Consider the following 19,035-nt stretch of genomic DNA (forward strand, 5'->3'; position numbering starts at 1 on the left):
AATCGCACCAGCCATTCCCGATCCTCCCTCTCACGACAGAATCAGAACAGGCCCTTCGCGTCACTTCACAGATGAGTCAGAGACAGTAGCCCTTGGTATTACGGGGTGTCCAAACCCAATGTGTCCCCGCGCTGCGTGCATGATGCGGGACGGCCGCGCATCGCCCTGCTGGGTGACAGCCATGCATCGGCACTTGCCGCATCGCTGTCGCATCTGGCCGACCAGGCGGGATTTGATTTCGTTCAGTTTACCAAATCGTCCTGCCCCCCGTTACTGGGGACCGCACGCCTCATGCCGTCCCATCCGGGACATGCCGCACAGTGCGCGCTTTACAATGACCGGGCCTTCGCTGCCGTCATGCGCGACCCACGTGTTCAGACGGTCGTTCTGGCCGGGTACTGGGCCGCCCCTTTCGCAGCTGACGCCGGGGGGGATGCCTATATCGACCCACGCGACAGGATGAACCACGGCGTGGCAGCCAGCCTTGCGCGGCTGGATGTTGCGGTACGTACCACAACACAGGTGCTGGCCCGCGCGCACAGGCATGTCATCATATTGGGGGATGTGCCGCAGTTCCGCTTTGATCCCGCACGCGAAGCCGTTACGGCGTTCATGCCCGTGCGCCAGCATGTCGCGCATATGCTGGACCCGTCATTCCTGACCGCGGGGGATATCGCCCCGGTCCCGCTGCTATCCGTCCCCGGACAGCCCATTGCCGACACCGTGCGCCATGCGGTGGCGGACACGGCGGATGTGACCTATTTTTCCCTGGCGGACGGGCTGTGTTCGCCAGCCGGGTGCAAATTCCGCACGGGGAATGACCCGTTTTATGTAGACCAGCAGCACCTGTCGCGCGGCGGGGCCGATTTTCTGCTGGCGCGGATAGACGGCCTGCTTCCCGTCACAGGGGACAACGTCGCCCGGATTGCCACGCAGCCCCCCATCCCCACGGCGCCGATGCCTCTGTCCGCTGCGACGCAGGTGGCCATTCACTGATGGGCCGAGCCGGAATCCACTGACAAAAACCCTACCGACATTCCGGATGCCGTCCTTGTTCCCTGGGGCGGCATGCCTATCCCGCAAGCTTCCCCGGACATCGCCTTTTTGAAAGAAGGGGACACCCGAAAGCTTTTCAGCCTTCTTCCTCGGCTGGGGTCAGCGCGCGGGGGAAAGCGGCGGGATTGAGCATGGCCACGATCATGCCCAGCAGCACCATGGCGCAGGATAGCGGGGTCAGGACGGCAAATCCCCCGTTGGACAGTACCTCTCCCCCTACGGCCGATCCCAGCAATATGCCCATGTTGCACGCAGCATTGATCGCTGCCCCCGCGACATCGGGCCGCGTGGCGCGCGCCCGGATCGCACCGGACATGACAAAGGGCACGACGGCGGAATATCCGATACACCACAGGCCCACCGCCGCCACGGCCATCCAGCCCGACAGGATATGCCCGTACATAAGCCCCATGCCCACCAGCATGGCCAGCCCGCTGCCCAACAGCCCGGCGGCGGGCCAGCGGTCCACCACCAGCCCCGCCGCCCACAGGCCAAGGATGCTGAACCCGCCCGTCATCAGCAGCGCGATGCTGAGTGTCCCGGTTGACAGCCCATGCGCCAGCAGCAGCGGCGTGATGTATGTGTACAGCAGGTGATGGGCAAAGAAGAACACCGCATCCACTACCACGACAACAAGGAATATCCGCATCGCCCGCTGGCCTGCCATTGCCGGCAACCCTTCCCTGACCTGCACTGGTGACGAGACCGGCGGCAGGAAAAACCCAATGCAGATCGTCAGCACCACCGCCAGCACGGTCATGATACCCATGGCCATGCGCCAGCCAACCATGTGCCCGATGGCCGCAGCCCCCGGCACACCCAACACCATGCCCAGCGACGTCCCGCCATATACGAACGAAATGGCACGTCCCGTCATGTTCTGCGGCACCAGCCGCGCGGCATAGGCCGCCGCGATCGACATGAGCAGCGCATGCGCCAGCCCCCCGATCAGGCGACCGGCACACAGGATAAGGAAGGTCGGCGCCACGGTCACCGCCAGGTTGGATGCGACGTAACCCAGCAGGGACAGAACGACCAGCCGCTTGCGGTCGATATGCGCCGTCATGATCGTAAGGGGTATCGCCGCGATCATGACCATCAGCGCAAAGGCACTGACGGCCAGCCCGGCCTGACCTTCGCGGATATGGAAGGCCTGCGCCATCTCGATCAGGATGCCGACAGGGGCGACCTCACTGGTCAGGGCGGTAAAGGTGCAGGCAAACAGGGCAAACAGCCCGACCATGGCGCCCGGAGGAAGGGTTTTGAACAGCATGATCACCTGCTTTGAATGGCGTCCGTGTCATGACGCCGGTTTTCCGCTGCCTTGTGGCACTTTCCACATCCGGATGGAATAGACGTATTTCGCGTTTCAGCGCACCGGAAGATACAAAATGTTCACAAGGCGGATCGCCATGGGAAAAGCAGGCGGGACCCCTCGTCCCGATCCAGTCCAATATGCTGTTTTTTAATAATATCTACGAAAAAACCCCAAAGGCATTCAGCCGTCGCGCCCGCGGGGGCCGGCCGTTATTCCGGACACAGTGCCCCGCCACCATGCCGTGCGGGCAACAATGGATGACTGCGATGTTGGCACGGCTTACCGGGAGCAGCGGGAGCATGGACATCATGCCGTCCCTGCGCCCCGCAGGCCGGACCACGGAAAGGGCAATTGGGGGAACGCGCGTTATGTGCCGCGACGGTCCAGGTTCTTGCGGATATCCTGAACGAAACGTGAATACCGGACACCCTGGAAAAAGACATCCATAAGCAGGCGCGCAGGCCACCGGCACGGACGCCGGACCTGGATCAGCAGGACGTAGCGTGTGTCGGTCGTGTTGTTCCACACCTCGTGGTTATAGGTATCGTCAAACAGGATCGACCTGCCCGCCGTCCAGGGGCAGACATGCAGCCTGTCGCCTTCCTCGAACTGGATCCAGCAGTTTTCGCGGTCGGCAGGTACCTGCAGCGCAAGGTGATAGGTCAGCATGCCCTTGGTCATGCCCCGGTGGCGGGGAATGTGGCAGCCGGGTTCCAGCACGGAAAAGCTGGCGGTGCATAAATTGGGGATCCGGTCGATCAGCGCCGCCGTCGTGGGAACACGGGCGCGGTTTTCCTGCCGCCTGTAGCCATAACCTTCCAGAAAGAAGGACCGCCAGCGCCGATCCGCCGCGATCCGGCCATGATCGGGGGAAATCTCACCAAGCGAGGGAATATCGGACGCCGCCATGCACAGCGCCTCGTCGCGAATTCTTTCCCAGTTCTGCTCCAGATCACGAACCCATTGCATGATGTAGGGATCAAAAAGAGCCTGATCCGGCAGCAGGGAAAACCGCATGACAAAGGCATCGACCCTGTCCCGCAGACCCTTTGTCAGATGATAGATGGTCTTCTTTTTCGCCATTCCCTCTCCTCCTTGAGCAGTCGCGCGGAAATATATTCCGGCCAGGCATGCCTGAATATCCCTCCCGCGCCCTTCCCCACATGGCCACCCGTCGCCTGGCCGCCACACATCCCGGCACAGGCGCGGAAAACTGCCTGCAAACGTCCGGGCGGATGCAGGGATGCACGCGCATCATGTCAGAACACAGGGGGAAATCATTATGGCGGCCCTTTTGCTGGCGGGCCGAACCATATAGAATCCCCTGTCAACCGCAGACCTACGCCGCGCCGGGTCTGCCGCATGTTCTTCATGGCGCCATGCAGGGAGTAAGGCGTGCCTTCAGCGACACCACAGCCCGTTGACACCACATTGACCAGTGCGGCGATTTTCCTCGTTTTCACGCTTGACCCCGGAGAGGGACATGACACTACGGTCCGCGACCTGTGCGGGGATCTGTCGGCCATGGTCCGTGGCGTAGGATTCCGCATTCCCGACGGGCGACTGTCCTGCGTGATGGGTTTCGGGGCGGATGCGTGGGAACGTATCTTCAAGGGGCCGAAGCCCAGGGAACTGCACCCCTTCCGCGCCATACATGGCGTCCATGAAGCACCCTCCACCCCTGGTGACCTGCTGTTCCACATCCGCGCAACCCGCATGGACCTGTGTTTTGAACTGGCCGCCGCCATCACCGCCCGGCTGGACGGGGCGGCACGGGTGGTCGATGAAGTCCATGGCTTCAAGTATTTCGATGCCCGCGACCTGCTTGGCTTTGTCGATGGCACGGAAAACCCGGTCAACCAGGCCGCGACCGATGCGACCGTGATCGGCGACGAGGATCCGGACTTTGCCGGTGGCAGCTACGTCATTACCCAGAAATACCTGCATGACCTGAAGAAGTGGGACGCCATTCCCGTCGAGCAGCAGGAAAAAATCATTGGCCGCAGGAAGCTGTCGGACATTGAACTGCCCGAAGCCGCCAAGCCCAGCTACGCCCACAACGTCCTGACTAATATCGAGGAAAATGGCGAACAGCTGCAGATCGTGCGCGACAACATGCCCTTTGGCGAAGTCGGCCGGGGAGAATTCGGGACCTATTTCATCGGTTACGCAAAATCCCCTTCCCGGGTCGAGCAGATGCTGGACAACATGTTCATTGGTAACCCGCCGGGAAATTACGACCGCCTGCTGGATGTCAGCCGCGCGGTGACGGGCACGCTGTTTTTCATTCCCACCGCCGATTTCCTTGACGCCGCCCCGGCATATGACGCCACGGCAGCAGCGCCTGCGGAAACCAACGAAGACACACGCCCCGTACCGACCGGATCACTTGGCATCGGGTCACTGAAGGAAGAAGCCTGACATGAACAACCTGCACCGGAACCTTGCCCCCATTTCCGACGCCGCATGGGCGGAAATTGAACAGGAGGCGTCCCGCACGCTGCGCCGCTACCTTGCCGGGCGGCGCGTGGTGGACGTGCCTGATGCCCGCGGTGTCGGCTTCGCCGCGGTGGATACCGGCCACACGGCCCGTATCGACAGCCCGGCAGAGGGCGTGCGGGCGCTGCAGCGCAAGGTGCTGCCGCTGGTTGAACTGCGCGTGCCCTTTACGCTGGACCGTGACGCCATTGACGACGTGGAACGCGGCGCACTGGATTCCGACTGGCAGCCGCTGAAGGACGCGGCAAAGAAAATCGCCTATGCCGAGGACCGCGCCATATTCGACGGCTATGCCGCCGCCGGGATCACCGGCATCGGGCAGGATACATCCAACGCGAAGTTCACCCTGCCCGCATCCGCGCGTGACTATCCCGCCATCATTGCCGATGGCCTGAATGAACTGCGCATTGCCGGCGTGAACGGCCCGTACGCCGTCGTACTGGGTGCGCGCGCCTTTGCCGCCGTCAGTGGCGGGAACGAGGAAGGCTATCCCGTGCTGCGCCATATCGAGCGGATGACCGAAGGCAAGATCATCTGCGCCCCGGCCATTGAAGGCGCCTATATCGTGTCCACCCGCGGCGGGGATTTCGAACTGTCGATCGGGCAGGATGTCTCGATCGGCTATACCAGCCATTCCGACACGTCGGTGAACCTGTACCTGCAGGAAAGCTTCACGTTCCGCGTACTGACGACCGAGGCCTCGGTCGTGATCGCACAGACCGGCGCGTAAAGGACCGTTCCGCCACTACAATGCAGGCGAATGCCCGTGGCCGCTGCCGTGGCCATGGTTTGCATTGCACCCCATTTCGTGATTACAGCCGGCAGGCCAAAACCCAAGGAAAGGGCATAAAATGAAAATCAGCGCACGCAACCAGATCGCGGGCAAGATCACATCCATTGCCAAGGGTGCGACCACATCCCATGTTGGCATCGACATTGGTGGCGGCACCATTGTCACCGCATCGATCACCAATGAAGCGGTTGCCGACCTGAATCTGAAGGTCGGCGAACCGGCGACGGCCATCATCAAGGCGTCCGATGTCATGGTGGGCGTGTAAGGCGCATCACCCGCGCCGTCCGTCCGCAGGGACGGGCGGCGTACTTCCACGACATGAACAATTCCTAATCTGCCAGATACATAACGACAGGATCGAAACACAGGCTGGTCACGTTGCCCGCATATACTGCACCCGACATATCCCAAGGTGCCCGTGTGATCATGAAAACCATACTGTCTGCCCTGCCTGTTTTGTGGATTGTTTTGATGGGTGCGCCCGCACTGGGCCGGACGCACCGTATCCACGTTCCCACGACGGAACGTCATCCACGGCAGGTCAATACGGAATTCGGCCACTTCCATGGCCATACAGCCGCCCTGCCGCCCGACAGCAGCGAATATCGCAACATAGATGCAAAATGTTCCGCCCGTGGGCTGGATAATGTCACGTCGCAAAGCGTGACGGTTGGCGTCAGCATGGCATCGCGCCGCAATTTCTATGCCCAGTGCATGGTTGAAAGCGGAGCATGGCACTAATCGGGGACTGGCGCGCGGCAGACCATACGGCTATCGTAACGGACCGGCAGCCACCATCCCGCTGCCGGTCCATGATCCTGTCAGCCCCAGCCGGAAGCATCCGTGTCCATACCACCCTACCAGACCCGATTTTACCCGTCCCCCATGACCGGGGAGTGGCCCTGCCACGACACCACCTATCCCGTCCGCCTGCGTGACGGGTCCACGCTGGTCCTGCCATTACGTCCGTTGCCGGACGGGGAAAAGGCCATCGCGCTGCTCATGTCCAACCAGACGGCATTTGCGGTTGAACACGCGCTGGTCCGCCTGCTGACCGATCTGGCGCGGGAACTTCAGCCGGAGGTCATTGTCGGCGTGCCCACCATGGGTCTGGCCTATGCCCGGCCCGTGGCGGAAAACCTTGGTTTTGACGATTATGTCGCACTGGGTCACTCGCGCAAATTCTGGTATGACGACGCCCTGTCACAGCCTCTCACATCCTCCACCAGTCCCGATCAGGCCAAGCGCCTGTACCTTGATCCCGCCCTGATCGAGCGGGTTCGCGGCAGGCGCGTTCTGGTTATGGATGACGTGCTGAACACAGGCCGGACGGCAGTTGCCGCCATCGGGCTCATGCAGCGGGTGCAGGCACGCATCGTCGGCATTACGGCGGTGCTGACCGAAGGCTGGGCCTGGCGCGACGCGCTGCAGCAGGTGGGAGAGGATATGCCCGGACTGGTGCATGCCCTTGGCCATATTCCCATGTTTGGCCGAAGCGCAGGGGGATGGGAGCCGCTTGCGGGCACATAATGCCCCCTGCCCGCGCGTGACCGGCGCAAAGACAGGAAACGAAGCATTTCCGATTTTGGCGTATGCACCTGCGTGACGGGCCGTATTGTCAGGAAGGTTCCAGTTGGAAACGATCCATGACACAGCAAGGGGTTACGACATTGTCCAGGGTTCTCGTATTATACTATTCCACTTACGGCCATGTTGAAACCATGGCTCATGCGGTGGCGGAAGGCGTCCGCGCGGCAGGGCTGGAGGCAGAGGTAAAACGCGTGCCCGAACTGGTGCCGGAGAATGTGGCCAAAGCCCACCATTTCAAGACAGAACAGTCAGCTCCCGTCGCCACCACGGCGGAACTGCCTGAATATGACGCGATCATTGTCGGTGCGCCCACACGTTTCGGGCGGCTGCCATCGCAGATGGCGAATTTCTGGGATCAGACGGGCGGGCTGTGGATGAAGGGCGCGCTGATTGGCAAGGTTGGCGCGGTCTTTACCTCCACCGCGTCACAGCATGGCGGGCAGGAAACGACCCTGTTCTCACTCATGTCCAATCTGCTGCACCATGGCATGGTGATCAGCGGCCTGCCCTACAGTTTCCAGGGACAGACGAAGGTGGATGAAGTGACTGGCGGCTCGCCCTATGGCGCGACGACAATCGCCGCGGGCGACGGTTCCCGCCAGCCCAGCGCCACCGAACTGGATGGCGCACGCTTCCTGGGCCAGCATGTCGCGGAACTGGCCAGAAAGCTGGCCTGACCCGCACGCCACGCCCGGCCGACCGCCGGGCGTGTCATGTCCCGGTCGGCGCCCTGTCCTTCGCCCAGGGCGGATGGACAAACGCCCCGGCCAGATAATCGATGAAGGCCGTCACCCGCATGGGCCGCAGGGTACTGGCGGGCGTAACCAAGTACAGGGCCACGGGAGGCGCCTCCCACTGCGGCAGGACACGCACGAACCTGCCGGATTTCAGCCCGTCCCACACCATGAATTCCGGAAACAGCCCAAAGCCCAGCCCGGCCTCGAGTGCCGGCAGGAAGGTCTCGGCATTATCCGCCCGCAGGCGCGCGGTCTGTGACAGGACAACCTCCCGCCCGTCCGGCACCTGCCGCAGGCGGATCATGCCCGGGGCGGATGTATTGGTGTAAACGAAGCTCTTGTGGCCTTCCAGCGCACGCGGATCATCGGGATGGCCGATCCGATCCAGATATTCCGGCGTGGCCACAAGCAGTAGCCGCACCGTGCACAGCCGCCGCGCCAGCAGGGCGGAATCAGCCAGTGACGCAATACGCAGCGCCATGTCGTAGCCACCGGCCACAAGATCCACGATGGCGTCGCTGTAATCTATGGTGATGTCTATTTCCGGATAACGCATCAGGAAATCCGGCAGCAGGGGCGCAAGGTGCCGCCCCCCGAACACCATGGGGGCGGCGACCCGTATCAGGCCCGATGGCGTCAGGGTGCCGCCACGCGCCTCCATTTCAGCGGCCTCCGCTTCAGCCAGGATACGGCTGGCATGCCCCAGCAGCCTTCGCCCGGTTTCGGTCAGGGACATCTGTCGTGAATTGCGGTTGAACAGCGCAACGCCCAGCGACTGCTCCAGCCGGCCTATGGCCTTGGACACCGTGGGTTTCGATAGCTGGATGTCCTCCGCCGCGCGGGCGAAGGATCCCCGTTCGGCCACTTTTGCGAAAATGGCCCATGCCTCAAAATCCGGCAGCCGCATTGCATCGTCCCGCGCACTGGTTCCCACTGGCTGTTTCCATAACTGATCGTCCGGTGCCTGTCTCCCCATCCCGGTTATTTATGGTCAATAAATGGAAACAGTGACTTTCCTCTGTTTCTATATTCACAACCCTGTCGGGACGATACCGTGCTGTCCATGGCCAACACTGGCATATGGAGAAAGCCCGATGATTGAAGTACGTCCCTTTGACCGGCTGGGTCACGCCAACCATGGCTGGCTGGATGCCCGCCACCATTTTTCATTCGCCCATTACCACGACCCTGCGCGCATGCACTGGGGCGCGCTGCGGGTCTGGAATGATGACATGATCGCACCGGGCACCGGCTTTGGCACGCATCCCCACCGGGATATGGAAATCATTACCTATATCCGCGAAGGCGCGATCACCCATACCGACAGCCTGGGCAACACGGGCCGGACGGAAGCGGGCGATGTGCAGGTCATGTCGGCGGGCACCGGCATCCGGCATGCCGAACACAACCGTGAAAACGTGGCCACCCGCCTGTTCCAGATCTGGATCATGCCTGACCGCGCGGGCCATGCGCCCTCATGGGGTACGCGCTCGTTCCCGAAGGCAGACCGGGCCGGGCAGTTCGTGGTTCTGGCATCCGGCCGTACGGGCGATGGAGACGCCCTGCCGATCAATGCCGATGCCCGCGTGCTGGGGGCCACGCTGAAGGCGGGACAGGTGGTGGAGTACCCGCTGGGCGCCACGCGGCTTGGCTATCTGGTTCCCGCGCGGGGCCGGGTGGACATTGAAGGCACGACAGTCGGTGAGCGTGATGGCGCCGCCATTTCCGACACCGAAACGCTGCATGTCCGCGCGCTGGAAGATAGCGAGATCATCCTGGTCGATACACTCGCCTGATGGCGGTGGGCGGGATGCCCGCGACCGCCCTGCGAACCGGGTGGCGTCTGACCGCCACCCGGTGCCTCTGGCCCCGCATGCCTGCCTGCGGGCTGCGCAGCCCACCCCATAAAACTGGTCGCGGGCTACACAATATGGAGAGGTCCGGCGCGGGCACCCGCCGCATCGGCTGGCGCGCGGATGGCCGCCCGTGCCGTCAGGTACGGTTCAGTTACTCATCCTGTCATCCGGCCATCCATCCGGCATGCGTTACTGCCATGCAGTATGCGGCTACCTGCCCATGTGACGATATGTAACACCCGCTCTTCGTCTACGAAGAGAGAACAGAATGAAAAGATTTCTTGTCCTGTCCGGTCTGGCAGTACTGGCCGGATGCGCATCCAGCCCGAAAAACATCAAGCCCACCTATATTCCCGATACCGCCTATTCCAGCCTGGACTGCCAGCAGCTGGGGCAGGAGGAACTGAAGGAAGGGGATACGCTGGAAACCCTGACCAACAAGCAGCGTCGGGCGCACAAGACCGATACATGGGGTGTCCTTGCGCTGGGCGTGCCTCTGTCGGAAATGACGGGATCGGACGTGGCGGGCGTGCTGGCACGTGAAAAGGGCAAGATGGAAGCCATCCAGCGCATGCAGGTCGCGAAATCGTGCCCCGGCGCCGGGGCTGCCGCCATCCCGGCAACACTGGACTGATCCCTGCCCCGGTCTTTATCGCCTCCGGCCTGATATTGCCGCCATGGGCGACGGGGCTTTTTCTGGCCGCATTTTCATGATTCACTGAACAGCATGATCAGGATGGAATATGGCGACAGGGTGACATGACACCGCCCGCCCTGATGGGATTGACGTGCGAAATCCCGCCTGCCACGACGGCACCAGGCCGGGCGGCCACGATCATGTGCGTCAACCGCGACACGTTCCATGTGTTCATGGCCGGGCATGCGAACTGCCCGGTCCCCGCCCCGAACCCCATCACAGTTGTTGAGAGAACCACATGAAAATAGCCCAGTGGATGAAGCAGTCCGGTGTCGCCTTCGGGACCAGCGGCGCGCGTGGCCTTGTAACCGCCATGACGGATTCCGTCTGCTTCGCCTATACGGTGGGTTATCTGGAGCATCTGGGCACGCTGGGGGAATTCGGGCCGGGCACGCAGGTTGCGGTGGCAGGTGACCTGCGGCCCAGCACGCCGCATATCCTGCGGGCCTGTGTCGCGGCCATTACGTATATGAGGGGCGTGCCGGTTTTCTGCGGGTACGTGCCCACGCCCGCGCTGTGCCTGCATGCGTTCACGCTGGGTATCCCCTCGCTTATGGTAACAGGCAGCCATATCCCGGCGGACCGCAATGGCATCAAGTTCAATCGTGCGCGGGGCGAATTCCTCAAAACCGACGAAGCCGCCATGCGCGAACAGGACGTCACCCTGCCTGATGGCTGGTTCGATGCCAACGGCGCACTTGCGCGTGACATCGTGCTGCCGGTCATAACGGATGTCGTGCCGGGCTTTGTCGCCCGTTACCGTGATTTTTTTGGTCCCGATGCCCTGTCCGGGCTGAAACTCGGCATTTACCAGCATTCCGCCGTGGGGCGTGACGTGATGGTGGAAATTGTCGAGGCACTGGGTGGCACCGCCGTGCCGCTGGGCCGCAAGGACGATTTCATTCCCGTCGATACCGAAGCCGTGCGGCCTGAAGACGCGGCACTGGCGCGCGAATGGGCCAGTGATGGCACGCTGGACGCCATCCTGACGACCGATGGCGATTCCGACCGCCCGCTGCTGGCCGACCGGCACGGCAACTGGCTGCGGGGGGATGTTCTGGGGATCATTGCCGCGCGTTTCCTTGGCGCAGCCGCCGTGACCACACCGGTCAGCAGCAATACCGCGCTGGAACAGGCGGGTTTTGCGCGGGATATCCGGCGCACCCGCATCGGTTCTCCCTTTGTCGTCGCCGCCATGACCGAAGCGGCCGAAGCCGGGCTGCTTCCCTCCGTCGGGTATGAAGCCAATGGCGGTTTCCTACTGGCCAGTGACGTAACGCAGGACACGCGCACCCTTCGGGCGTTGCCCACGCGGGATTCCATCCTGCCCATGATCTGCGCCCTTGTCGCCGCACGGCAGCAGGGGGTAGATCTGGCGGGCCTTGTGGCCACCCTGCCCCGGCGCTTTACGCTGAGTGACCGGCTGGCAGAAATGCCAACGGCCCGCAGCCAGGCACAGATCGCAGCCCTGCGGCAGGACCCGGACACGGGGGCGGCATCACTAGGGCTGCTTGATGCCTGCGGCGGGCTTGCGCATGTCGATGAAACCGATGGCCTGCGCATGACCTTCGACAATGGTGAAATCGTGCACCTGCGCCCATCGGGCAACGCGCCGGAACTGCGGGTTTATGTGGAGGGCGACAGTCCGGAACGCACGGCCGAACTGCTGAAAACCGGCATGGAGGCCGTCAGTGCCTGGCGCACGGCGTCCTGACTGCATCCCGGTATCTGACCAGACCGAAACCGGCACGGCTTCGCACCCCTGAACCATCGCCCATATCCGGCGTTGCACCCGCAGCGACCGGGGGCCTGTCATGCGCCGTATCCTGAACACAATCATGCTCTGGGCCGCCACCTCCTGCCTTGCAGGCTGTCAGGACCGGCACCGTGAACGTCCCCTGTACTGGCATGAAGTGCAGCACCGGACCGCGCACCCGGACGCGGCGCCCGTAGGTCACCCCGCTGCGCAGGCAGCGGGGCAGACTGTCATTTCAAAATAAACCGGCAGGTACTTTTTTTTATAAAGACAGCATGCTTCCAGCAGGACGGTCCATGCGCGGATGCCCCCGGAACAGATATCCGGACATGTATCAAGGACGGCGACACCCTGCCCTGCATGCGGCACCAAGGCAGCCATGAAGCCTGTTGTCTTGACGTGGCCTTTGCGGCATGAGGGTGCGTACCAGCACTCCAATTCTTGTCTGTCAGCAGGTTTTTATATGTCCGAGCATACGCCCATTGGTCTTGATAACGCGGCCGCCCCCGTCCGGGCGCTGACCCATTCGGGGAATTTCCACGTTGATGAGACGCTGGGATATGTCATCCTTCACTATGCCCTTGCACCCGAAGGCGACCTGCGCGGGCGCGTTCTGGGGGACGCACCTGCGGACCGGCTGGCGTTCACCCGTTCGCGTTCGCCCGAGCGGATCGCGGCATCGGATATCGTATTTGACGTCGGCGGCCAGTATGCCCCGGACAGGGGGCGATACGACCATCACATGAAGGACAAGCCCCTGCGTGATGATGGAACGCCCTACAGCGCCGCAGGCCTGCTGTGGAAGGATTACGGCACGGCCGCCATTCGCAATATCCTGCGGGTTCCGGCCGAGGATACGGATGTCGCCGCCATATGGCAGGCCATCGACAGGTCGCTGGTCCTGCCGATTGACGAGGACGACAATGGCGTCGTGAAGATGGGCAAGCTGTCGCTGGCGGATATCGTCTCCTCCTGTCGTCCGGCATGGGACACCACCGAACTGTATGGCCCGGAAGAAGCCAAGCGGCGTGAAACGCTGGGCTTCGCCAATGCCGCGACAACCGTTGCCGGTCATCTGGTCAACGTGGTGGACCGCGTGCGCGCCAGCCTGAAGGCGGCAAACCGGGTCATGGCCGCCTATGAAGCCGCCGAAGACAAGCGCATCCTGCTGATGGATACGGGCATGCCGACCGAAAAGGTCATTTTTGAAAATGACCTGCCTGTCGTCTATGTCGTCTCGCCCGCCGCGCCCGACCGCTGGAACGTCAAGGCCGTGCCCCCCACACGCGGCGATTTCGGGCAGCGCGTCTCCCTGCCCGAGGCATGGCGTGGTCTGGACGGCCCGGCACTGGCCAAGGTATCAGGCGTGACTGACGCGGTATTTGCCCATCCCGCCCGCTTCATCTGCGGGGCAGGCAGCAGGGAAGGCGCGCTGCAGATGGCGCGTCTGGCGCTGAAGATCAACGACGAACTGGAACAGGCCGGGGACTGATCCGGCCGACTGTCGCCCCTGTTCCCTCCCGATGCACGGACATCGTGGCGGGGCGGCCGGCATGATGCCGGAAACGTGATGGCAGATCCTGCCCGCCTGCCCGCTTGCGGGGGCCATGCCCCCCTTTCGGAGCAAATGGGGGCTGCCTACATGGCATCCATCGGGCGGGTCCTTTCCGTCCGGACTGGAGGTCACCATGGTCAGGGAAACCCGTTACCGCTCAAACCCCGACATGATCGATATGATCGGTATTGGCATGGTCCTGCTGACCCTTGCCCTATGGCTGTCGTTCATTTTCATCTGATGGTGCAGGCGCGTCCCATGGACGCATCGCCTGTCCTGCCGCACTACATCTACCGGAGGCTGCAATGTGGACACACCTGCGACGCCAGCGTCTGGCTGGCATACCACGGACAGGATGGATGGGCAGATGGGATATTATGGGACCAGCGCTGATCGCCGCCGCGTTCGCACTGTCCACGGCCATGATATTCCTGTTCTGACATCCTTCTCATCCCTTTTTCCGGAAAGCCCGGTGGCACAGCGCTGCCGGGCTTTCTGCTGTCCTGTTACGTGCTGTCGCGTCGGGGTGTCATACCTCCCCTGATTGGCGTCGCTGTCGCCGGTACGTTAGGCTGGCACCCCGATTGCCGTGGAGAGATTACATTATGGACCCCAAGACCATTGCCGAAGCCTACTTCACGCTGGGCACCCATATCGAGGACAGTCAGGCGCGCGTCAGTGATGCAGCCGAAGCACTGATCCCCCTTGTCCGGCGCGGCGACCAGAACGCCGTGCAGGCACTGGGCAACCTGCGCAAGGCGGCGGTGTCCATGCAGGCCGAACGGCAGTGGGCCGAATATCTGTGGCAGCTTGCATCGGGCAAGAACCCGCCACCACCTGCGGCCGCCCCCACGACGACAGCGGCACCAACGCCGGATGATACGGCTTCGCCCCGCACGTTCCTTGATAACCTGCTTGGCGACCTGATCACCCTACTGCCCTGATACAACACCGGGCGGATTCATTTGGTGCGCCCGGTCTGGTGCATATATGTGGTGGTATTCATGACATGGAATATCAGATATATAATTATATACTGATCCGGAATACTTATGGAAAATATTTGTGTTCATGCATTGAAGCGCTCCCTCTGACCATCAACATATATTGATATCATAAGGAGTTATCTTAACATGCCCGAACATAAAGTTCCTCATGCCGCCGGTTCCATTCATGACCTGGTACGCAAGGCCACACATTCGCCTGCCATCATGACAAAGGCGGAAACCATCCGTCTGGCCGAACACGTGCTGAAAGGCGGCGAACACGCCACGGAAGAGGAGCAGGCAATCGCCAAACGGGCCGCGCTTGACCCCGACGGCGTCAATGCCGCTGAAATCCAGCTTCTGGGCAAGCGCGCAGCGGCAAAGAAGTAAACCACTCAACCCGACATGACATGGGGGGCGGCATGCCGCCTTTCATGCCGTCCAGTGCCGTATCAATCCCCTTTCATCATGCGAAAACGGCACGTGCCCGCCTGCGCAGGCACAGGATTATTTCCGGCATGATGCGATCATTCCCACAAAAAACGCTCGAACAGCAGATGATCAGCATCACACTATCCGTCAATTTTCTCATGCGTCCTGACCATTACCGTGATTTCGACCGCCAGGGCAGCATCACGGGCAAAATGGCCGCAGAGACCGGGGTAACAGGCGCCTGCCCCTGAAAAGGTTCGAGCACCAGCCTATTTTCCATTCGGGCCTGCCGGGGCAATCGGCCGGACATCGTGGTGATGATATTGGCCATGTCCGCCAACATGGTCGGCCTGATTCGCTACGATTGACGCCATGGTGGGGTGTTATTCCCGACATTCCGGCGCGGGGCCACAACCGGACTGTTCTTTCCTGTACCAGAGATCAGGGACGAACGGGCCACGTTGTCACCTGCATTTATTCCGCGCAATCTGCCGCCGGAAGGTTCCCGGACGGATCATGCCGGTGTCCATGTACCTGTCATGCGACGTACGGCATCATGGTCAGGCACCTTCCTGTCAGGGCCGATGCAACCTGCTGCCCTGTCGCGGGTTTATGACCGCGGTTGCTGGAGGGGTAAAGGACATGATCCAGCGTACCGCCCTCCCACGCCACAACGTCATTCTACGTCCCGCAGCAGGATGCACCAGATGTCGTACCGTCCGATCATAACCCTGCCCGTCATGACGATTGGCCTCATGCTGGCCGGTGGCGGCCTGCCCGCCATGGCCCGTGACATGGCCGCCCCCCCTGCCACCGCCATACCGCAGGCCATGATTGACGCCGCGCCGGGGGCGCGGCTGGCAGGTTACCTGAATTTCTGCATTGGCAATGGCCTTGCGGACCATGCGGGCGCAACCCCGCTGCTGGACACGCTGATCCATAATACAGGCGCCGTGCCGGCCGATGAACGGGGCAACATGGATTATGCATATGGCACGGCAGGCGTCCTGCAGCCCGGTACGCACGGTTCCCCCCGCATGACGGATTTCGACATCCCGGCACGGCGCGATGCCTGTGCGCAGGCCATCAGAAAAGCTGGCATGGGGGCCTGATGGCAACAGGATGGCTTCGTAGCCGTCCATTGACCAGAACATGAAAAGAAACTGTTTCAAAAAGCCTGTTCATGAAAAATAACAAAAGTTTTTTGGATGTCGATTTTTCATAAAAGCTGCGCCAGGAACTTCTCATGATTGCAGGATGTTCTTTCAGGCACGCTGTCAGTCCGAAGGCCACATTTTTCATGACAGACGCAGAATTTCGTAACGCTTTTTTTATGGTCTGCCAGATATCCCGGTAACAGGCACGGCAGGCAGCCGGTCATATTCCCTTACCCTGCAAGGGGCAGGCATTCCGGCGTGCAACATCTCCCGCCATCACGACGTTTGAACCTGCATGCACGCCCGACGGGCGCTCCTTCCCCCTGTCATCTCCTGATGGAAATACAACATGCCCCGCAGCATTCCCGCCCAGAGCCAGCCCCACCAGCCCGGTCTTGAACGACTGCTTGACCCACCGGCCGAACACATCCGCGCCGATTATCAGGGCAGCGGCAAGCTGAAGGGCCGCAGGGCGCTGGTCAGCGGCGGCGACAGCGGCATCGGGCGGGCCGCGGCCCTGCATTTTGCCCGTGAAGGGGCGGATATCGCCATCGTGTACCTGGAAGAAGACGAGGATGCGAATGAAACCGTCCGTCTGGCACAGGCCGAAGGCGTGCACGCACTGGCCATACGGGGCGACGTCGCCCACAGCGCCACCTGCGATGACGCGGTCACACGCACGGTGCAGGCCCTTGGCGGGCTGGATATCGTGGTCAACAATGCCTCCGTCCAGTACGTCAGCAATGACCTGACCGATATTTCGGATGAGGTCTGGCAGCGTCATATGGATGTCAACATCAACGGCTATTTCTACCTGACCCGTGCGGCGCTGCCGCATCTGGGGCGGGACAGCGTCATTATCAACACGTCTTCGGTCAACGCGTTTGCGGGCAATGCATCACTGGTTGCCTATACCACGACCAAGGGCGCGGAAATGGGCTTTACCCGCGCCCTTGCGCTCCAGCTTGCGCCACGGGGCATACGGGTCAATGCGGTTGCCCCCGGCCCGGTCTGGACGCCGCTGCAACCCGCAAGCTGGGGGCCGGTGGACCCGCAGGCCGTGGCCAGTCTTGGCAAGGATACGCCGCTGGGCCGCATTGGCCAGCCCAGTGAACTGGGTCCGGCCTATGTCTACCTCGCGGCCCGGGATTCCTCTTACATGACGGGACAGACGCTGCATGTAAACGGGGGCATGATCATCAATGGGTGAGACCCTGCCCGCGCTCATGGTGCCGGTTTCCTCGTGGCTGCGCCGTGGGCCGCACCAGCGCTGGCTGGACATGCAGGGGCAGCGACTGCTGGATTTCTACAGGCCCGCCCGGGTGCCTGACGGGTTCGCCGCGCTGGATGACTGTGGCAACCTGCAGCCGGGTGCCGTGTCCGATGCCACGCTGGGCGCGCGCATGACGCATGTGTATGCCGTGGCGGCGGGGCGCGGGCTGCCCGGTTGCGGGCCGCTGGCGACGCATGGGGTCACGTCCATGCTGGGCCCGCTGGCGGATCATGAAAACGGGGGCTGGTTCCTTGCCCCACCCATGGACGGGCAGCAGCACGGTGGCGGACGCAAGCAGGCCTACCTGCATGCGTTTGTCGTGCTGGCCGCATCATCCGCCACTGTTGCGGGCATTGCTGGCGCGCGCAGGCTGCTTGACAAGGCGCTGGCGGTCTGGGAACGGCACTTCTGGAGCGAGGACGAAGGCGTTTTCCGCGAAAGCTTCGCCGCAGACTGGTCGGATGAGGAAGATTACCGGGGCGCAAACGCCAACATGCATTCGGTCGAGGCCTGCATGGCGGCCGCGGATGTAACGGGCGACCCGTTGTGGCGCAACAGGGCCGTGCGGGTGGCTGAACGCTTCATCCACATACTGGCGCGCAATGCCGGATACAGCCTGCCCGAACACTACAGCCGCGACTGGCGCATGCTGAAGGATTATAACCGCGACCGGCCCACCGATGCCCTGCGCCCGTATGGCATGACGCCGGGCCATTTCACCGAATGGGCGCACCTGCTGCTTAAGCTGGAAGCCGCCCTGCTGCGTGCGGACGGACGTGCGCCATCATGGCTGATGGAAGATGCCGTCGAGCTGTTCCAGGCCGGCATGACGGCGGGCTGGGCACGTGATGGCGCACCGGGCCTGCTGTATACCATCGACTGGAACCACAACCCCATGGTGCATAACCGTCCCCACTGGTGCCAGGCAGAGGCCATGACCGCGGCGGCCGCCCTGCTGAAACGCACGGGCCACCGGCGGTATGAACAGTGGTACCGCACCCTGTGGGACTATATCGACACCTTCATGATTGACCGCAGGCGTGGCGGCTGGATACAGGAACTGGACCGCGACAACCGCCCGTCCGCCGTGGTGTACGAAGGCAAGGCCGACCTGTACCATGCATGGCAGGCCACCATGACCCCGCTGCTGCCCCTTGCCCCCAGTTTCGCGACCGCTGTGGCCCTGCTGGAAAACCATGGTACGATACCGGACCCGTCACAGGGCACCGCAGATGGCTGACGCAACCGGAGGGTAACCGGATACACCCCCGCCGCCCGTACGGAACATGGTCGGCATCCGCGCGCCGCGACTGCCGCACTGTCTGTCCAT

At 62.4% G+C, this 19,035-nt stretch carries 22 protein-coding genes; 18 read left to right on the top strand and 4 right to left on the bottom strand.

Annotated features, from left to right (window positions below; all coding sequences use genetic code 11):
* Positions 1 to 105 precede the first annotated feature (105 nt).
* Positions 106 to 996, top strand: a complete 891-nt coding sequence (locus tag CFR80_RS09950) for an SGNH hydrolase domain-containing protein (RefSeq protein ID WP_258367762.1) — start codon at positions 106 to 108, stop codon at positions 994 to 996.
* A gap of 136 nt (positions 997 to 1,132) precedes the next feature.
* On the opposite strand, the gene CFR80_RS09955 is transcribed toward CFR80_RS09950, so the two are convergent.
* Complete coding sequence (locus tag CFR80_RS09955; protein ID WP_029329273.1) at positions 1,133 to 2,329, bottom strand: MFS transporter; 1,197 nt, start codon at positions 2,327 to 2,329, stop codon at positions 1,133 to 1,135.
* Positions 2,330 to 2,740: 411 nt separating this feature from the next.
* The gene (locus CFR80_RS09960; protein ID WP_010513307.1) at positions 2,741 to 3,457 is read right to left on the bottom strand and encodes an aspartyl/asparaginyl beta-hydroxylase domain-containing protein; all 717 of its coding nucleotides are present in this window, start codon (positions 3,455 to 3,457) and stop codon (positions 2,741 to 2,743) included.
* A 312-nt stretch (positions 3,458 to 3,769) separates the two neighbouring features.
* Here CFR80_RS09960 and CFR80_RS09965 point away from each other — a divergent pair, with 312 nt between their 5' ends.
* From CFR80_RS09965 to wrbA, 6 genes are all read left to right on the top strand, one after another.
* Positions 3,770 to 4,795: a Dyp-type peroxidase gene (locus CFR80_RS09965; protein WP_010513308.1), complete on the top strand. Its 1,026-nt coding sequence runs from the start codon at positions 3,770 to 3,772 to the stop codon at positions 4,793 to 4,795.
* Between the two features lies 1 nt (position 4,796).
* Positions 4,797 to 5,603, top strand: a complete 807-nt coding sequence (locus CFR80_RS09970) for a family 1 encapsulin nanocompartment shell protein (RefSeq protein ID WP_010513309.1) — start codon at positions 4,797 to 4,799, stop codon at positions 5,601 to 5,603.
* Positions 5,604 to 5,724: 121 nt separating this feature from the next.
* Positions 5,725 to 5,931, top strand: a complete 207-nt coding sequence (locus tag CFR80_RS09975; protein ID WP_010513310.1) for a TOBE domain-containing protein — start codon at positions 5,725 to 5,727, stop codon at positions 5,929 to 5,931.
* A 161-nt stretch (positions 5,932 to 6,092) separates the two neighbouring features.
* A complete protein-coding gene (locus tag CFR80_RS09980; protein ID WP_085948199.1) occupies positions 6,093 to 6,407 on the top strand; it encodes a hypothetical protein in 315 nt (104 codons plus the stop codon).
* 102 nt (positions 6,408 to 6,509) lie between these two features.
* Positions 6,510 to 7,196: a phosphoribosyltransferase gene (locus tag CFR80_RS09985; protein WP_010513312.1), complete on the top strand. Its 687-nt coding sequence runs from the start codon at positions 6,510 to 6,512 to the stop codon at positions 7,194 to 7,196.
* Between the two features lie 140 nt (positions 7,197 to 7,336).
* Entirely contained in the window at positions 7,337 to 7,933 is a 597-nt protein-coding gene (wrbA, locus tag CFR80_RS09990) for an NAD(P)H:quinone oxidoreductase (protein ID WP_010513313.1), read from the top strand.
* A gap of 34 nt (positions 7,934 to 7,967) precedes the next feature.
* Here the strand turns inward: wrbA and CFR80_RS09995 are convergent, their stop codons facing one another.
* Positions 7,968 to 8,900 (bottom strand): LysR family transcriptional regulator, encoded by a 933-nt coding sequence (locus tag CFR80_RS09995; protein WP_029329277.1) that lies wholly within the window; start codon positions 8,898 to 8,900, stop codon positions 7,968 to 7,970.
* A 187-nt stretch (positions 8,901 to 9,087) separates the two neighbouring features.
* Between CFR80_RS09995 and CFR80_RS10000 the strand changes: the two genes are divergently transcribed.
* Both CFR80_RS10000 and CFR80_RS10005 read left to right on the top strand, forming a co-directional pair.
* Positions 9,088 to 9,789: a pirin family protein gene (locus CFR80_RS10000; protein WP_010513315.1), complete on the top strand. Its 702-nt coding sequence runs from the start codon at positions 9,088 to 9,090 to the stop codon at positions 9,787 to 9,789.
* A 328-nt stretch (positions 9,790 to 10,117) separates the two neighbouring features.
* The gene (locus tag CFR80_RS10005; protein ID WP_010513316.1) at positions 10,118 to 10,483 is read left to right on the top strand and encodes a hypothetical protein; all 366 of its coding nucleotides are present in this window, start codon (positions 10,118 to 10,120) and stop codon (positions 10,481 to 10,483) included.
* 74 nt (positions 10,484 to 10,557) lie between these two features.
* Here CFR80_RS10005 and CFR80_RS19300 read toward each other — a convergent pair whose 3' ends face one another.
* Positions 10,558 to 10,731, bottom strand: a complete 174-nt coding sequence (locus tag CFR80_RS19300; protein ID WP_010513317.1) for a hypothetical protein — start codon at positions 10,729 to 10,731, stop codon at positions 10,558 to 10,560.
* 71 nt (positions 10,732 to 10,802) lie between these two features.
* Here CFR80_RS19300 and CFR80_RS10010 point away from each other — a divergent pair, with 71 nt between their 5' ends.
* The 9 genes from CFR80_RS10010 to CFR80_RS10050 all read left to right on the top strand — a co-directional run bounded on the left by CFR80_RS10010 (position 10,803) and on the right by CFR80_RS10050 (position 18,945).
* Positions 10,803 to 12,260: a phosphomannomutase gene (locus tag CFR80_RS10010; protein WP_010513318.1), complete on the top strand. Its 1,458-nt coding sequence runs from the start codon at positions 10,803 to 10,805 to the stop codon at positions 12,258 to 12,260.
* Positions 12,261 to 12,765: 505 nt separating this feature from the next.
* Positions 12,766 to 13,794, top strand: coding sequence for an MYG1 family protein (locus CFR80_RS10020; RefSeq protein ID WP_010513321.1), 1,029 nt, complete (start codon positions 12,766 to 12,768; stop codon positions 13,792 to 13,794).
* A 115-nt stretch (positions 13,795 to 13,909) separates the two neighbouring features.
* Entirely contained in the window at positions 13,910 to 14,098 is a 189-nt protein-coding gene (locus tag CFR80_RS18890) for a hypothetical protein (protein ID WP_010513322.1), read from the top strand.
* A gap of 364 nt (positions 14,099 to 14,462) precedes the next feature.
* Positions 14,463 to 14,801: a hypothetical protein gene (locus CFR80_RS10025; RefSeq protein ID WP_010513323.1), complete on the top strand. Its 339-nt coding sequence runs from the start codon at positions 14,463 to 14,465 to the stop codon at positions 14,799 to 14,801.
* Between the two features lie 189 nt (positions 14,802 to 14,990).
* Positions 14,991 to 15,233, top strand: a complete 243-nt coding sequence (locus CFR80_RS10030; RefSeq protein WP_010513324.1) for a hypothetical protein — start codon at positions 14,991 to 14,993, stop codon at positions 15,231 to 15,233.
* A gap of 128 nt (positions 15,234 to 15,361) precedes the next feature.
* Positions 15,362 to 15,526, top strand: a complete 165-nt coding sequence (locus CFR80_RS19305) for a hypothetical protein (RefSeq protein ID WP_157132894.1) — start codon at positions 15,362 to 15,364, stop codon at positions 15,524 to 15,526.
* Positions 15,527 to 15,982: 456 nt separating this feature from the next.
* Positions 15,983 to 16,387, top strand: coding sequence for a hypothetical protein (locus CFR80_RS10040; RefSeq protein ID WP_010513326.1), 405 nt, complete (start codon positions 15,983 to 15,985; stop codon positions 16,385 to 16,387).
* Positions 16,388 to 16,781: 394 nt separating this feature from the next.
* Entirely contained in the window at positions 16,782 to 17,642 is an 861-nt protein-coding gene (locus CFR80_RS10045; protein ID WP_010513328.1) for an SDR family oxidoreductase, read from the top strand.
* On the top strand, positions 17,635 to 18,945 hold the full coding sequence (locus tag CFR80_RS10050; protein WP_010513329.1) for an AGE family epimerase/isomerase: 1,311 nt from the start codon (positions 17,635 to 17,637) through the stop codon (positions 18,943 to 18,945). Before CFR80_RS10045 ends, CFR80_RS10050 begins: the two co-directional genes overlap by 8 nt.
* The last annotated feature ends 90 nt before the right edge of the window (positions 18,946 to 19,035 follow it).

Origin of the sequence: Komagataeibacter oboediens (assembly GCF_003207815.1) — a bacterium.
Lineage (GTDB): Bacteria > Pseudomonadota > Alphaproteobacteria > Acetobacterales > Acetobacteraceae > Komagataeibacter > Komagataeibacter oboediens.

What these genes read in the sequence shown, in the direction of transcription:
- CFR80_RS09955 (WP_029329273.1), bottom strand. Translation starts at nt 2,329, where the DNA reads ATGCTGTTCAAAACCCTTCCTCCGGGCGCCATGGTCGGGCTGTTTGCC.
- CFR80_RS09960 (WP_010513307.1), bottom strand. Translation starts at nt 3,457, where the DNA reads ATGGCGAAAAAGAAGACCATCTATCATCTGACAAAGGGTCTGCGGGAC.
- CFR80_RS09970 (WP_010513309.1), top strand. Translation starts at nt 4,797, where the DNA reads ATGAACAACCTGCACCGGAACCTTGCCCCCATTTCCGACGCCGCATGG.
- CFR80_RS09975 (WP_010513310.1), top strand. Translation starts at nt 5,725, where the DNA reads ATGAAAATCAGCGCACGCAACCAGATCGCGGGCAAGATCACATCCATT.
- CFR80_RS09980 (WP_085948199.1), top strand. Translation starts at nt 6,093, where the DNA reads ATGAAAACCATACTGTCTGCCCTGCCTGTTTTGTGGATTGTTTTGATG.
- CFR80_RS09995 (WP_029329277.1), bottom strand. Translation starts at nt 8,900, where the DNA reads ATGCGGCTGCCGGATTTTGAGGCATGGGCCATTTTCGCAAAAGTGGCC.
- CFR80_RS10000 (WP_010513315.1), top strand. Translation starts at nt 9,088, where the DNA reads ATGATTGAAGTACGTCCCTTTGACCGGCTGGGTCACGCCAACCATGGC.
- CFR80_RS10005 (WP_010513316.1), top strand. Translation starts at nt 10,118, where the DNA reads ATGAAAAGATTTCTTGTCCTGTCCGGTCTGGCAGTACTGGCCGGATGC.
- CFR80_RS19300 (WP_010513317.1), bottom strand. Translation starts at nt 10,731, where the DNA reads ATGCCCGGCCATGAACACATGGAACGTGTCGCGGTTGACGCACATGAT.
- CFR80_RS10010 (WP_010513318.1), top strand. Translation starts at nt 10,803, where the DNA reads ATGAAGCAGTCCGGTGTCGCCTTCGGGACCAGCGGCGCGCGTGGCCTT.
- CFR80_RS10020 (WP_010513321.1), top strand. Translation starts at nt 12,766, where the DNA reads ATGTCCGAGCATACGCCCATTGGTCTTGATAACGCGGCCGCCCCCGTC.
- CFR80_RS18890 (WP_010513322.1), top strand. Translation starts at nt 13,910, where the DNA reads ATGCCCCCCTTTCGGAGCAAATGGGGGCTGCCTACATGGCATCCATCG.
- CFR80_RS10025 (WP_010513323.1), top strand. Translation starts at nt 14,463, where the DNA reads ATGGACCCCAAGACCATTGCCGAAGCCTACTTCACGCTGGGCACCCAT.
- CFR80_RS10030 (WP_010513324.1), top strand. Translation starts at nt 14,991, where the DNA reads ATGCCCGAACATAAAGTTCCTCATGCCGCCGGTTCCATTCATGACCTG.
- CFR80_RS19305 (WP_157132894.1), top strand. Translation starts at nt 15,362, where the DNA reads ATGATGCGATCATTCCCACAAAAAACGCTCGAACAGCAGATGATCAGC.
- CFR80_RS10040 (WP_010513326.1), top strand. Translation starts at nt 15,983, where the DNA reads ATGTCGTACCGTCCGATCATAACCCTGCCCGTCATGACGATTGGCCTC.
- CFR80_RS10045 (WP_010513328.1), top strand. Translation starts at nt 16,782, where the DNA reads ATGCCCCGCAGCATTCCCGCCCAGAGCCAGCCCCACCAGCCCGGTCTT.
- CFR80_RS10050 (WP_010513329.1), top strand. Translation starts at nt 17,635, where the DNA reads ATGGGTGAGACCCTGCCCGCGCTCATGGTGCCGGTTTCCTCGTGGCTG.